This is a genomic window from Gemmobacter nanjingensis, assembly GCF_014652195.1.
Taxonomy (GTDB): domain Bacteria; phylum Pseudomonadota; class Alphaproteobacteria; order Rhodobacterales; family Rhodobacteraceae; genus Gemmobacter; species Gemmobacter caeni.
The window spans coordinates 124,397-137,830 of record NZ_BMYI01000013.1; the positions used below are offsets into that span (position 1 = coordinate 124,397).

16 protein-coding genes are annotated in these 13,434 nt (G+C 65.6%); 11 read left to right on the forward strand and 5 right to left on the reverse strand.

Going from position 1 to position 13,434, the window contains the following annotated elements; all coding sequences use genetic code 11:
* Positions 1 to 75 precede the first annotated feature (75 nt).
* The 3 genes from IE126_RS18370 to IE126_RS18380 form a co-directional block, all read right to left on the reverse strand.
* Complete coding sequence (locus tag IE126_RS18370; RefSeq protein ID WP_108129248.1) at positions 76 to 765, reverse strand: site-2 protease family protein; 690 nt, start codon at positions 763 to 765, stop codon at positions 76 to 78.
* A 10-nt stretch (positions 766 to 775) separates the two neighbouring features.
* Entirely contained in the window at positions 776 to 1,651 is an 876-nt protein-coding gene (locus IE126_RS18375; protein ID WP_189381825.1) for a branched-chain amino acid aminotransferase, read from the reverse strand.
* Positions 1,652 to 1,717: 66 nt separating this feature from the next.
* Positions 1,718 to 2,566 (reverse strand): helix-turn-helix transcriptional regulator, encoded by an 849-nt coding sequence (locus IE126_RS18380; protein ID WP_189381826.1) that lies wholly within the window; start codon positions 2,564 to 2,566, stop codon positions 1,718 to 1,720.
* A 102-nt stretch (positions 2,567 to 2,668) separates the two neighbouring features.
* Here IE126_RS18380 and IE126_RS18385 point away from each other — a divergent pair, with 102 nt between their 5' ends.
* A complete protein-coding gene (locus tag IE126_RS18385; protein WP_108129245.1) occupies positions 2,669 to 3,562 on the forward strand; it encodes a DMT family transporter in 894 nt (297 codons plus the stop codon).
* A 3-nt stretch (positions 3,563 to 3,565) separates the two neighbouring features.
* On the opposite strand, the gene IE126_RS18390 is transcribed toward IE126_RS18385, so the two are convergent.
* Both IE126_RS18390 and IE126_RS18395 read right to left on the reverse strand, forming a co-directional pair.
* Positions 3,566 to 4,057, reverse strand: coding sequence for a VOC family protein (locus IE126_RS18390; protein ID WP_054301457.1), 492 nt, complete (start codon positions 4,055 to 4,057; stop codon positions 3,566 to 3,568).
* Positions 4,058 to 4,180: 123 nt separating this feature from the next.
* Positions 4,181 to 5,290 (reverse strand): hypothetical protein, encoded by a 1,110-nt coding sequence (locus IE126_RS18395; protein WP_108129243.1) that lies wholly within the window; start codon positions 5,288 to 5,290, stop codon positions 4,181 to 4,183.
* Positions 5,291 to 5,390: 100 nt separating this feature from the next.
* Between IE126_RS18395 and IE126_RS18400 the strand changes: the two genes are divergently transcribed.
* From IE126_RS18400 to IE126_RS18445, 10 genes are all read left to right on the forward strand, one after another.
* Positions 5,391 to 6,077 (forward strand): aspartate/glutamate racemase family protein, encoded by a 687-nt coding sequence (locus IE126_RS18400; RefSeq protein ID WP_189381827.1) that lies wholly within the window; start codon positions 5,391 to 5,393, stop codon positions 6,075 to 6,077.
* Complete coding sequence (locus IE126_RS18405; protein WP_054301460.1) at positions 6,074 to 6,562, forward strand: DUF2867 domain-containing protein; 489 nt, start codon at positions 6,074 to 6,076, stop codon at positions 6,560 to 6,562. The genes IE126_RS18400 and IE126_RS18405 overlap by 4 nt, the downstream gene beginning before the upstream one ends.
* A 109-nt stretch (positions 6,563 to 6,671) precedes the next feature.
* A complete protein-coding gene (locus IE126_RS18410; protein WP_158640707.1) occupies positions 6,672 to 6,842 on the forward strand; it encodes a hypothetical protein in 171 nt (56 codons plus the stop codon).
* Between the two features lie 85 nt (positions 6,843 to 6,927).
* The gene (locus IE126_RS18415) at positions 6,928 to 7,491 is read left to right on the forward strand and encodes a NifU family protein (RefSeq protein ID WP_054301461.1); all 564 of its coding nucleotides are present in this window, start codon (positions 6,928 to 6,930) and stop codon (positions 7,489 to 7,491) included.
* The gene (gene tsaB / locus IE126_RS18420; RefSeq protein WP_189381828.1) at positions 7,481 to 8,089 is read left to right on the forward strand and encodes a tRNA (adenosine(37)-N6)-threonylcarbamoyltransferase complex dimerization subunit type 1 TsaB; all 609 of its coding nucleotides are present in this window, start codon (positions 7,481 to 7,483) and stop codon (positions 8,087 to 8,089) included. Before IE126_RS18415 ends, tsaB begins: the two co-directional genes overlap by 11 nt.
* Positions 8,086 to 8,520, forward strand: coding sequence for a GNAT family N-acetyltransferase (locus tag IE126_RS18425; protein WP_108129240.1), 435 nt, complete (start codon positions 8,086 to 8,088; stop codon positions 8,518 to 8,520). Before tsaB ends, IE126_RS18425 begins: the two co-directional genes overlap by 4 nt.
* Before the next feature lie 160 nt (positions 8,521 to 8,680).
* Entirely contained in the window at positions 8,681 to 9,676 is a 996-nt protein-coding gene (locus IE126_RS18430; RefSeq protein WP_054301464.1) for a BMP family lipoprotein, read from the forward strand.
* 5 nt (positions 9,677 to 9,681) lie between these two features.
* On the forward strand, positions 9,682 to 11,250 hold the full coding sequence (locus IE126_RS18435) for an ABC transporter ATP-binding protein (RefSeq protein WP_054301465.1): 1,569 nt from the start codon (positions 9,682 to 9,684) through the stop codon (positions 11,248 to 11,250).
* A 1-nt stretch (position 11,251) separates the two neighbouring features.
* Complete coding sequence (locus tag IE126_RS18440) at positions 11,252 to 12,346, forward strand: ABC transporter permease (protein ID WP_189381829.1); 1,095 nt, start codon at positions 11,252 to 11,254, stop codon at positions 12,344 to 12,346.
* Positions 12,343 to 13,311, forward strand: a complete 969-nt coding sequence (locus IE126_RS18445; protein ID WP_108129237.1) for an ABC transporter permease — start codon at positions 12,343 to 12,345, stop codon at positions 13,309 to 13,311. Before IE126_RS18440 ends, IE126_RS18445 begins: the two co-directional genes overlap by 4 nt.
* The last annotated feature ends 123 nt before the right edge of the window (positions 13,312 to 13,434 follow it).

Sequence of the window (13,434 nt, forward strand, 5' to 3'; positions counted from 1 at the left end):
TCCTGCCCGGCGGTATCCCGGTGCGGGCATAGTGGCGGCGCGGGGCGGCCTTGGCAAGCGCAGCCCGCACCGGGGTCAGTAATGCGCCTCGCCCCGCGCCATGGCCAGATGCAGCGCCAGCGACGGGATGAAGAACAGAAGCCAGCCGGTGCTGAGGAACACCCAGATCAGCATGGGGAACCACAGGATGCAGAAAACTACCCCGATAGCGCCTGCGATGCGGATGGCCTGCGCCGGCGGCCAGAACCGCCGCAGACCGATCTGCAACAGCCGCCCGCCGTCCAGCGGCAGCACAGGCACCATGTTGTAGAAGAACAGGAACAGATTCATCGTGGCGGCAAGGCCCAGCCAGGGCACGATGGCAATACCGAACCGCACCCATGCCGGATCGGAAATGGCAAGCTGATACACCGCGTCCTGCGCCAGCCCCAGCACGGCCCAGAGCGCGAGATTGACCAGCGGCCCCATGGCGACGATCAGCTCATCCTGCTTAAAGCTGCTGCGGCGGTGCTCGCAGAAGCCGCCGCCCCCGTGCAGCACGATCCGGTTGACCGTCAGACCCTGCACGCGCGCGCCCCAGGCGTGGCCCAGCTCGTGCAGATAGACCGAAGCGATGAGGATGCACAGGAAAATGGCGGTGATGACAAGGCTGCCGCCCCGCATCAGCGAAAACCCTGCCATCATCAGCGCCAGAATAGCGACCGACTGGCGCACCTCGACCGGCACGCCGAACAGGCCACGGAAGCTGAAGACCGTCTGCTCCAAGATCGTGCCGTCAGGCCGCGCGGGCCGGGGCGCTGTGCGCCCAGTCCATGTAAAGGCCGCGGATGCGGTCGGTCATGGTGCGGCTGCGGTATTCGGTGTCGTCGAAGCGGGCAACCGAGGTCACCTTGGCGAAGTTGCCCGACAGGAACACCTCGTCCGCCGCCTCGAAATCGGCGAAGGTCAGCACGGTTTCCTGCACCTCGATCCCCTCGGCCCGCATATTGGCGATATGGCGCGCGCGGGTGATACCCGACAGGAAGGTGCCATTGGCGATGGGGGTGAAGACCGCACCATCTTTCACCATGAAAACATTGGCCGTGGCGGTTTCGGCCACATTGCCCATGGCATCCGCCACCAGCGCATTGCCGAAGCCCTTCTGCTTGGCCTCGACCAGCATCCGGGCATTGTTGGGGTAAAGGCAGCCCGCCTTCGCATTGCAGACCGCATCTTCCAGCACCGGGCGGCGGAAGCGCGTGCGGGTCAGCGTGGTTTGCCCGGTGGCGGGCGGCATCGGCACTTCCTCAAGGCAGAGCGCGAAGCCGGTCGAGTTTTCCGCCGGTGCAACACCCAGGTCCGAGCCGTCGATGGCCCAGTACATCGGGCGGATATAAACCGCCTGATCGGGGCCATAGGCGCGCAGGCCTTCGCGCGCGATTTCCAGCATGTCCTCCACCGCCATCGTCGGCGTGATCATCAGCGCCTCGGCCGAACGGTTCACCCGCGCCAGATGGCGGTCAAGGTCGGGCGCGATGCCATCGAACCAGCGCGCGCCATCAAAGACGGATGAGCCTTGCCAGATGCCATGATCGGCAGCGCGCATCACGGAAACGTCGCCGTCATGCCATTTGCCTTCGAAAAAGGTGCGGATGTTCTTGCCGAATGCCATGGGAGGACTCCTTTCCCCGGCACTAAAGCACCGGGGCCGGGCAAGGTCCAGCTTGAGGATGTGCGGTTACAATCCCGCACGCCAGACCGAGGGTGCCACACCATGCGCCTTGCGGAAGGCGCGGGTCAGATGGGCATGATGGGCAAAGCCGCAGGCGGCAGCCACCTCGGCCAGTGGCTGCCCTTCCGCGATCAGCGCCTCGGCCCGCGCCATCCGGCGGCGTTCGACCCAGGCGCGCGGGCTGAGGCCGGTGCTGGCGCGGAAGGCGCGCTGGAAATGGAACTCCGACAATCCGGCGGTGGCGGCCAGATCAGCAAGACGCAGGGGCTGGTCCAGTTCCTCCTCGATCCGGGCGCGCAGACGCCGCAGCGTCGCCGCGGCCAGCCCGCCGCGCCGGGGGGCGGACGCCGCCTGCCCCCAGCCCGGCGCTGTCAGCAGGTGGTGCAGAAGCTCGACCTGTATCCCCCGGCTGGCCAGCACGCCTTCGGCCCGCGCCAGTTGCCCCAGCAGCCCCGCCAGAACCGGGTCATCCGCAAAAGTCACCTCGGGCAGCGCCACGGCGGCGGGTGGGCGGTCCAGCGTTTCGGCCGCGAAGGCGCGCAGCTCCGCATCAGGGATATAAAGATGCACGAAGCGAAAGTGTCCGTCGATCTGCCATTCCGAGCTTGCGCCCTGCGGCATCAGCGACAGCGCGCCGGGGTGCCCGGCGGCAGCCTGCCGGTCCACCCGGCGGCTTTTGGTGCCATCCTCGGTATAAAGGCTCAGGACGTGATGGCGTGTTTCTTCATAGCGTACCCGATCCTGCGCATTTTCCCATGCCGCCAGCCCGAAGCCCGCACCAAGATCGCGCGCAGCCAGCAGCCGCGCGTTGGAGCGGCTGAGACGTTGGAACACAGAGGCGGCGAGCGTTGTCATGCTGCCAGACTAGCAGCCCGGCCCGATGGCCGGAACAGGCACTGCCGTGAAAACAGCAAGATCGTGCAAGCGTGACCAGCCGCGCCGTGGCAGGAAGGCGGCATGACAAACATCGCCCTCTTCGCCGCCACCGTCCTGATCTGGGGAACCACCTGGATCGCCATTGCCTTCCAGATCGGCCCCGTCCCGGTGCTGACCTCGGTCTTTTACCGCTTCGCGCTGGCAGCCCTGCTGATGCTGCCCGTGCTGGCGCTGTTCCGGCGGCTGACGCCGGTGCCCCTGCGTGCGCATCGCTTCATCCTGCTGCAAGGGGTGTTTTTGTTCTCGGTCAACTTCCTGTGCTTCTACAATGCGACCCGGTTCATCCCCTCGGGCCTTGTATCCGTTGTCTTCTCGCTGGCGACGATCTTCAATGCAGTGAATGCGCGGCTGATCTTTGGCGACCGTATCCGCCCGCGCGCCCTGCTGGCGACGGCGCTGGGGGCGGCGGGGCTGGCGCTGCTGTTCGCGCCCGATCTCTGGGGTCATGCCGTCGATGTGGATACGCTGAAGGGGCTGGCTCTGGCGGCGGGCGGCACGCTGAGCTTTTCGCTGGGCAACATGGTATCGCGCCGGAATTCGGCGGCGGGCATCCCGCCTCTGACCGCAAATGCCTGGGGCATGGGCTATGGTGCGCTGATGCTGCTGGCGGCGATGGCCTTCAGCGGGACACCGATGGTGGTGCCGCACGAGCCGCGCTATCTGGCGGCGCTGGCCTATCTGTCCATCATCGGCTCCATCGTCGGCTTCACCACCTACCTGATGCTGGTGGCGCGTATCGGCACCGGGCGCGCGGCCTATGCGACCGTGCTGTTCCCGGTGATCGCGCTGATGGCCTCGGCGGTGTGGGAAGGCTTTGTCTGGACACCGCTGGCCGTGGCGGGGCTGGCGCTGACGCTGGCGGGGAATGCGGTGATGTTCGCTCCCGCCCGCCGCGCCAGCGCGCAACCTGCCTGAGGCTCAATCCGCCTCGGACAGCAGCTTGCGCAGGTCCAGACGCGCATTGGACATGGCCAGATTGCCCGAAGCATCGCGCGGCCAGTCGGCCTGATCCCGGTCGCGGTACAACTCTACCCCGTTGCCATCGGGATCGCGCAGATAAATCGCCTCGCTGACCCCGTGATCGGCAGCGCCATCCAGCTGGATACCGGCCTCGACCACGCGCTTGAGCACATTGGCCAGCGCCTTGCGGTCGGGGTAGAGGAAGGCCGTATGGTAAAGCCCGGTCGTGCCCGGCGCGGGCGGCTGCCCGCCTTTCGATTCCCAGGTATTCAGGCCGATATGGTGGTGATAGCCGCCCGCCCCCAGAAAGGCCGCATCGCGGCCATAGCGTTGGGTCAGCGGGAAGCCGAGGATGTCGGAATAGAAGGCCAGCGCCCGGTCGAGGTCGGATACCTTCAGGTGAACATGGCCGATGCGGGTGTCGGGCGGTGCGATATGCGGGGTGGTCATCGGAAACTCCTGTGCTTTGCCCCAAGGTAAGGCCGGACGGTCCCTGCGATAAGGCGCAGACGGGCACAGGGTCTGTGCAGAACTGTGCCTGCACCGATACGATGCCATCGCAACGCAAAGCGCCTAGCGCGCTGCCCGGCGCAGGATGCGCAGCGCGAGGCTCTGGCCCAGATGCCCGGCAAGACCCGCCAACGCGGCAGTCAGGCCCGCGAGGCTTGCCCCCAGCAGAAGCCCGGTCTTGCTGATCCGCAGCCCCAGCCGCAGGAACCGGGTCTTGCCCAGCACCTCCACCGCGCCAAGCGTGCGCGGACCCAGCGCCTCGGCACCGCGAGCCAGCCGCGCCGCATCGGCGGCCGTGTCGACATGCGGCATAAGACGCAGGGCCGTGGTGGTATCGGTGGCCCCCTGCATCCGCACCATGCCCGTCGCGAGGCCGGTGATCTCGGCCCGCGCGGCCGGGCGGATCGCGGCACCCAGGTCATCAAGGCTGCGCGCGGCACGCAGGGCGGCAGGGTTCACCGCCTCGTCGGCGATGCGGACAAGCCGCGCGGTGAGACGCGGGTTCAGCAGCCGCATCCCCCTGGCCAGCCTTAGTCCCGAGGCGCCCGCCTTTATCGGAACGCTTGCCCCGGAGGAGGTGCCGACCGAGGCGATGGTGATGGCCGTTGCCCCCAGCCCCACCGCTGAAAGCGTCAGATCCAGCCGGTCCACCTCGGCCCCTGCCCACCAGTTGCCGGATTGCCGGGCAAGGCCCAACATGTCCCCCACGGGCGAAAGCGTGACCGGCGCGTTACAGATCAGCCCCTGCGACAGCGAACAGTTTCCCATGTCCCAGGCACAGGCGGCACAATCGGCCGCCAGTCGCAGCGGCGCGGTATCCTCGGCCCAGGCCTCTTCGATCCGGGCCACCAAGGTGGGATGCAACGGCAGGCCACGTTCGGCCGCCACCCGTTCGACCGCGCGCAGCGCCACCCAGTCACGCGGGCTGGCGGCCAGATAGCCCGACAACAGGCCCGCCACCCGCCCCTCCGTCGCCCGCAGGGCCAAAGCCGCATCAACCGCGGCGCGATATTCGGCGGCGCCACGTTCAGCCAGCAGATGCAGTGCAGGGTCACGCGCCAGCGCACGCAGGCTGAGGAAGCTGCCCGCCACCGACGCGATCAACAGCACTGCCAGCGCCAGTCGCATCAGACGGCGGATCGGCGTGACAGAACGGGGCTGGCGGCGCATCATGCGGGCAATCTGGGACGGCGTGCGGCAAAAGGCAAATCGTCGCGCCACCTTGTGCATCGCCCTGCCCTGCGGCAGGTTTGCCCTGCAACCGGAGGCAGACATGAAAACCATTGGCATTCTGGGGGGCATGTCCGCCGCATCGACCCAGACCTATTACCGCCAGCTTTGCGACCTGACCCGCGCGCGGCTGGGCGGGCTTCATTCCCCTCAGCTTCTGATCCGCAGTCTGGATTTCGCGTCCGTTGCGGATGCGCAGGCGGCGGGCGACTGGGCCACCCTGGGCCGGTTGCTGAACACCGAAGCGCGGGCATTGGAGGCAGGCGGGGCGCAGATCCTGCTGCTGGCCACCAATACGATGCACAAACTGGCGGACGAGATGATGCAGGGCGTCGGCATTCCGCTTCTGCATATCGCCGATGCCACGGCACAGGCGCTGCGGTCCGCAGGGCTGATGCGGCCCGGCCTGATGGCAACGGCCTTCACGATGGAACAGGAGTTCTACACCGGCCGCCTGCGCGCTGCAGGGCTGGATCCGCTGATCCCCGGGGCCGGGGACCGCGCCACCCTCCATCGGATTATCTATGAGGAGTTGTGTCAGGACCTGGTAACGGACGCTTCGCGCCGCATTTTCGAGGCGATAGCCGCCCGGCTGAAGGCTGATGGCGCGGACAGCCTGATCCTTGGCTGTACCGAGGTCGGGATGCTGCTGTCCGGGTCCAACAGCCCCTTGCCGGTGTTCGACACCGTGGCAATTCACTGTGCCGCCGCAGTTGAGGCCGCGCTGTGACCCCGGCTGTTCCCGCCCCGGTTGTTCCTGCCCTCGTCGCGGCGCGCGATCAACTGGCCTATTTCGCCAGCCAAAGCGTCACCCTGCCCCTCACGATTGGTCCGCTTGAGGTCTGGAACCGCATGATGGCCGCACCGCTGCCGGGCATGGCGCTGGCCTTCCGCATCCGCGACGCGATTTCCGCCCGCTTCGGGGTAGAACGGATCGGCGGGTTCAGTGGGCGCCCTGCGGGCCAGCCCCGGCCCGGCGACCGGCTGGATTTCTTCACCGTCGAGGCCATCAGCCCGGACCAGCTTGTGCTGACCGCCCGCGACCGCCATCTGGATGTGATGATCTCCACCGATTGCAACGGTCCGCAAGTCACGGTCACCGCCTCTGTCGTGACGCATAATCTGTTCGGCCGGGCCTACATGCTGCCCGTCGGCCCGGCGCACAGGCTGATTGTCCGGCTCATGCTCAACCGGCTCCGCCGCAGCCTGACCTGACGTCCTGCCGTAACGGAACTTCGCAATTGCAGCATCAAGACTCGCATTTTGCCGCAATGCAGCATATATTGGGATCAGGGAGGACGGACACTAAGGATAAGGTTCCGCCATGTTCATGCGCCTCCGCAAATCGCCCGCTGTCGCGGTCAATCCCGCGCCGCAGCCTGCCACCGATCACCCCGAAGACGCGCTGGTCTATTTCTCGCATCAGGCCGATACGCGCCCGTTGCGACCGATGACCGCGCTGGAGCAGATGTACGCTTATTACACCGACGAATGAGCCTCTGCCAAAATTTAGAACCGTTCCAAACTTGACTTGAAGCCGCCCCGGGCGCATATCCGATGAATACCGTCGGAGATATCCCATGTTCATCCAGACCGAATCGACCCCGAACCCCGCGACGCTGAAATTCCTGCCCGGCCGCGCCGTGCTCGATGTCGGCACCGCCGATTTTCCCAGCGCCGAGGCCGCCTCGAAAAGCCCGCTGGCCAGCCGGATCTTCACTGTTCCGGGCGTGACGGGGGTGTTCTTCGGATCGGATTTCGTCACTGTCACCAAGGCCGAAACGAGCCTGTGGGACCATATCAAGCCCGCGATCCTGGGCGCGATCATGGAGCATTACCAATCCGGCGCGCCGGTGATGCAGGGCGAGGCCACAAGTGGTGGCCATGCCAGCAATCATGCGGCGGAAGACGATGACATCGTGCGCCAGATCAAGGAACTGCTGGATACCCGCGTGCGTCCGGCGGTGGCACAGGATGGCGGCGATATCACCTTCCATGGCTTTGATCGCGGCGTGGTGTATCTGCACATGCAGGGCGCCTGCGCGGGCTGCCCGTCCTCGACCCTGACGCTGAAAATGGGCATCGAGAACCTGCTGCGCCACTACATCCCCGAGGTCACCGAGGTGCGCCCCGTTGCCGCCTGAAACGGTTCTGGCCTTCGACACATCGGCCGCGCATTGCGCGGCCGCTTTGCTTTTGCCAGATGGTCGCGTGCTGAACCGGCTGGAACCGATGGAAAAGGGCCAGGCGGAGCATCTGATGCCGCTGCTGGAAGAGTTGCTGGCAGAGGGGGGTATCGGCTGGGGCGATCTGACGCGGCTGGGCGTGGGCACCGGCCCCGGCAATTTCACCGGCGTGCGGATCAGCGTGGCGGCGGCGCGCGGGTTGGCGCTGGGCTTGGGGATTCCGGCTATCGGCGTCACCCGGCTTGAGGCGCTGGCCCATGGCCTGCCCCGTCCGCTGCTGGTGGCCGAGGACGCCCGGCGAGGCGAGGCCTATGTGCAGGGTTTCGGCCTGCCGGGGCTGGAGACTGCACGGCTGATGTCTGCCAGCGCGCTGCCTGACGCCCCGCATGTCACCGGAAGCGCCCTGCCCGATGCGCTGCCCCCGGCGCTTCCGCTGGCCGAGGCGATTGCGCGCATCGCCGCCAGTCGCAGCCCTGGCGCGCGCCCTGCCCCTTTCTATCTGCGTGGCGCCGATGCTGCCCCGCCCTCTGACCCAGCCCCGGTCATCCTGCCATGACCCCCGAGGCCATGGCCGATCTGCACGCGCGGTGTTTCACCACACCCGCGCCCTGGTCGGCGCGGGATATGGCTGCGCTGACAGAAGACCCGCTGTGTTTCGTTCTGACGACCGAGCAGGGTTTTCTGCTGGGCCGTGCGGTGGCCGGTGAGGCAGAACTGCTGACCCTTGCCGTGGCGCCGGAAGCGCGTCGACAGGGCATCGCCTCGCATCTGGTTCGTGCCTTTCTGGACGAAGCGCGCGCGCGCAGCGCGGAAACGGCCTTTCTGGAAGTTTCGGCCAAAAATGCTGCGGCTCTGGCGCTTTATCTCCGGCATGGATTCGCGCAGGCCGGTCTTCGGCGCGGATATTACGCAACGTCAGACGGCCAGCGCATCGACGCGCTGGTGTTGTCACACCCGCTGTCGCCCGCCGCGGAAAGCAGCAAATGAAGGCATTTTGACCGGAGGATCAAATCCGGCAGCCGCTTCCCGCGATTCCATCTTGACCGATCCCGGCATAGCCGCCCTACAATGCTCGCCACAGATCCCCGATCTGCCCGGCGACCGGGTGCAGGGGGCAAGTCAGTGTAACGACAACCGGGAGTATTCCATGACCCTGATGAAAACCCTGCTGGGCGCGGCGGCAACGCTGGCGCTGTCATCGGCAGTGGCGGCAGCCGATCCGGCGATCATCTTCGATCTGGGCGGCAAATTCGACAAATCCTTCAACGAGGCCGCGTTCAACGGGGCCGAGAAATGGGCCAAGGAAACCGGCGGTTCCTACAAGGAACTTGAAATGCAGTCGGAAGCCCAGCGTGAACAGGCACTGCGTCGCCTTGCCGAATCCGGCGCCAACCCGGTGGTGATGACCGGCTTCGCCTTCGGCGATGTGCTGAACACCGTCGCCCCGGATTTCCCCGACACCAAATTTGCCATCATCGACATGGTGGTCGAACAGCCGAACGTGAAATCGGTGGTCTTCTCGGAACATGAGGGGTCGTATCTGGTTGGCATGATGGCCGCACTGGCCTCGAAAACCGGCACCGTCGGCTTCATCGGCGGCATGGATATCCCGCTGATCCGCAAATTCGGCTGTGGCTACGCGCAGGGCGCCAAGGCGGCGAACCCGAATGCGACCGTCATCCTCAACATGACCGGCACCACCCCCGCTGCGTGGAACGACCCGGTGAAGGGCGCGGAGCTTGCCAAGGCGCAGAAATCGCAGGGGGCCGACGTGATCTATGCGGCGGCTGGCGGCACCGGCATCGGCGTGCTTCAGGCTGCGGCTGATGAAGGCATCCTGTCCATCGGCGTCGACAGCAATCAGAACCATCTGCATCCGGGCAAGGTGCTGACCTCGATGCTGAAGCGCGTCGATGTCGCGGTCTACGAGGCGTTCAAGGAAGGCACCGACCTCAAGCCGGGCATCAACGTGCTGGGCCTGAAGGAAGACGGCGTGGGCTATGCGCTGGATGAAAACAACGCGCCCCTCGTCACCGACGAGATGAAAGCCGCTGTGGATGCCGCTGCCGAGAAGATCAAATCGGGCGAACTGGTCGTGCATGACTACATGTCGGACGACACCTGTCCGGCGGCCAATTTCTGATCCGCATGGGCGGCGCAGACATTTCGGGGCGGCAGTCATCTGCCGCCCCCTTCGCAATCGAGCTGCGGGGCATCTCGAAAGCGTTCGGGCCGGTTCAGGCCAACAAGGATATTTCAATCCAGGTCGCCAAGGGCTCGATCCACGGCATCATCGGCGAGAACGGCGCCGGGAAATCGACGCTGATGTCGATCCTGTACGGTTTCTACAAGGCTGATGCAGGCGAGATCGTCATTGACGGCAAGGTCACCCCCATCCCAGACAGCCAGAGCGCCATCCGCGCCGGGATCGGGATGGTGTTCCAGCATTTCAAGCTGGTGCAGAATTTCACGGTTCTGGAGAATGTGATCCTCGGCGCCGAAGAGGGTGGGATTCTTGCCAGATCGCTGGCCAGGGCCCGCAAGGTGCTGGCTGATCTGGCCCGCGAATACGAGCTGGACGTGGACCCCGACGCGCTGATCGAGGATCTGAGCGTGGGCCACCAGCAGCGCGTCGAAATCCTCAAGGCCTTGTATCGGCAGGCCGACATCCTCATTCTGGATGAACCGACCGGGGTGCTGACACCCGCCGAAGCGGATCACCTGTTCCGCATCCTCAAGGGCCTGCGCGATCAGGGCAAGACCATCATCCTGATCACCCACAAGCTGCGCGAGATCATGGAAACCACCGATACCGTCAGCGTCATGCGGCGCGGCACCATGGTGGCGACGGTGCGCACATCTGAAACCAGCCCCGAGGAACTGGCCGAACTGATGGTGGGCCGCAAGGTGCTGTTGCAGGTGGAAAAGGCCCCCGCCACCCCCGGCAAGACGGTGCTGGAGGTCGAAAACCTGCGCGTGCGCGATACGCAGGGGGTCGAACGGCTGAAAGGCATAAACCTGACCATCCGCGCGGGCGAGATTCTGGGCATCGCGGGCGTCGCCGGCAACGGCCAGTCGGAACTGCTGGAGGTGCTGGGCGGCATCGCGCGCGGCACCGGCACCATCCGGCTGAACGGACGCGAACTGGATCTGACCGGCCGCCATTCCGATGGGCAAAGCCGCCGCGCCGATGGCATCGCCCATGTGCCCGAGGACCGGCAGGTTCTGGGCCTGATCATGGATTTCACCGCATGGGAGAATGTGGCCTTCGGCTATCACCATGCGCCGGAATATCAGAAATCGGCACTGTTGATGGACAATGATGCCATCCGCGCCGATTGCGAGAAAAAGATGGCGACCTTCGACGTGCGCCCGCCGATCCCGACGCTGGCCGCCAAGAATTTCTCGGGCGGCAACCAGCAGAAGATCGTCGTCGCGCGCGAGATCGAGCGCAATCCCGACCTGCTGCTGGTGGGGCAGCCAACGCGCGGCGTGGACATCGGCGCGATCGAGTTCATTCACAAGCAGATCGTCGCCCTGCGAGATGCGGGCAAGGCGGTGCTGCTGGTCTCGGTCGAGCTGGACGAGATCATGTCGCTCGCCGACCGGATCGCAGTGATGTTCGATGGCCGGATCATGGGCGAGCGCCTGCCTGACCAGACGAACGAACGGGAACTGGGCCTGTTGATGGCCGGTGTCAGCGGGGAGGCCGCGTAACATGGGCCGGATGCCGAAATGGGCCGACGCGGTGCTGGTGCCGCTGTTAAGCCTGATCATTGCCTTCGTGATTTCGGGTCTCGTGATCCTCGCCATCGGCGAAGATCCGGTCGAGGCGCTGAAGATCATGGTCACCGGGGCGCTGGGGTCGACCTATGGCTGGGGCTATACGCTCTATTATGCCACCAACTTCATCTTAACCGGGCTTGCGGTGGCCATCGCCTTCCATGCCGGATTGTTCAACATCGGGGGCGAGGGACAGGCGACGCTGGGCGGTCTTGGCGTGGCCATCGCCTGTCTGATGCTGCCCTGGCCACACTGGAGCCTTGCGCTCCTGGCCTCGGTCGTGCTGTCGGCGGCCTTTGGCGCGGCCTGGGCGGCGGCGCCCGCCTGGCTGCAGGCGAAACGCGGCAGCCATATCGTGATCACCACGATCATGTTCAACTTCATCGCGGCGGCGCTGCTGAACTATCTGCTGGTCAATGTCATGCGGCCGCGCGGCCAGATGGACCCGGCATCGGCCCGTTTTCCGGCAGAAACCAATCTGCCGGATCTGCATCAGATGCTGGGCTGGTTTGGCATTCCCTTCGCCAAGGGCACCCCCGCCAATGTGAGCCTGTTCGTCGCGCTGATCGCCTGCGTGGCGGTCTGGGCAATCATCTGGCGCACGCGGCTGGGCTATGAAATCCGGTCTTTCGGCAAATCGGAAAAGGCCGCGATCTATGCCGGCATCTCGCCCGTGCGTATCACCATGTATGCCATGCTCATTTCCGGCGCACTGTCTGGTCTGATGGCGGTGAACACCGTGCAGGGCGAGGCGAACCGGTTGCTGCTGAACAGCGTCGAGGGCGCGGGCTTCATCGGCATCGCTGTGGCGCTGATGGGGCGCAGCCATCCTGTCGGTGTGTTCTTCGCAGCCCTGTTGTTCGGCTTTCTGTATCAGGGCGGCGCAGAACTGGCGCTGTGGACCAAGATCCCGCGCGAGTTGATCACCGTCATTCAGGCGCTGGTCATCCTGTTCACCGGCGCGTTGGACGATATGGTGCGGGCGCCGTTGAAGCGGCTGTTCCTCGCCTCGGGTCGTGGGGGACAATGATGGATTTCGCAACAATCATCCAGATCCTCGATTCCACCGTCCGGCTGGCCACGCCCTTGCTTCTGGCCTGTTTGGCGGGGCTTTATTCCGAACGCTCCGGCGTGTTCGACATCGGGCTGGAAGGCAAGATGCTGATTGCGGCCTTCGCCTCGGCGGCGGCGGCTGCCGCAACGGGCTCGGTCTGGCTGGGGCTGCTGGCGGGCATCTTTGCCTCGCTGATGCTGGCGGGGCTTCATGGTCTGGCCTCGATCACCTTCCGGGGGAACCAGCTGATTTCCGGCGTGGCAATCAACTTCCTCGCCTCTGGCCTGACTGTGCTGCTGGGACAGAAGTGGTTCGGGCTGGGCGGGCGTACGCCCTCGCTGGAAGGTGCGGCGCGGTTCGAGCCGATCACCCTGCCCTTTGCGGGCAGCATCGCCCCCGTGCCGGTGCTGGGGCCGATCTATTCCGAGCTGATCTCGGGCCATTCAATCCTCGTCTATGTCGCCATCGCGCTGGTTCCGGCCTCGGCCTGGCTGCTCTATCGCACCCGCTTTGGGCTGCGGCTGCGTGCGGTCGGCGAAAACCCGGCGGCGGTTGATACGGCGGGCGTGTCGGTCACCGGCATCCGTTATGCAGCGGTGGCGATTACCGGCATTCTTTGCGGTCTGGCAGGCGCCTATCTGTCCACCGCGCTGGCCGCAGGCTTCGGACGCGAGATGACGGCGGGCAAGGGGTTCATCGCTCTGGCCGCGCTGATCTTCGCCAAATGGCGACCGTGGTATGCGCTGGCGGCCTGTATGCTGTTCGGTCTGCTGGAGGCGGTGTCGATCCGTTATCAGAGCATCGACCTCGGCTTCGTGATGATCCCGGTGCAATTCACCCAGGCGCTGCCTTACATTCTGACCGTGGTCATTCTGGCGGGCTTCATCGGCAAGGCTGTTCCGCCCCGCGCGGGCGGCGAGCCCTATGTAAAAGAGCGCTGATCGCGCCGCAGCGCGGCAGGGATGCAACGTGCGACGGTCCGGTGCAACCATTGCGCCGGACAAGCGTTTGACAACGCAGGCGGAAGAACGCAAGTCTTGGGGACGGGCCTGCCCGTGTCCTCA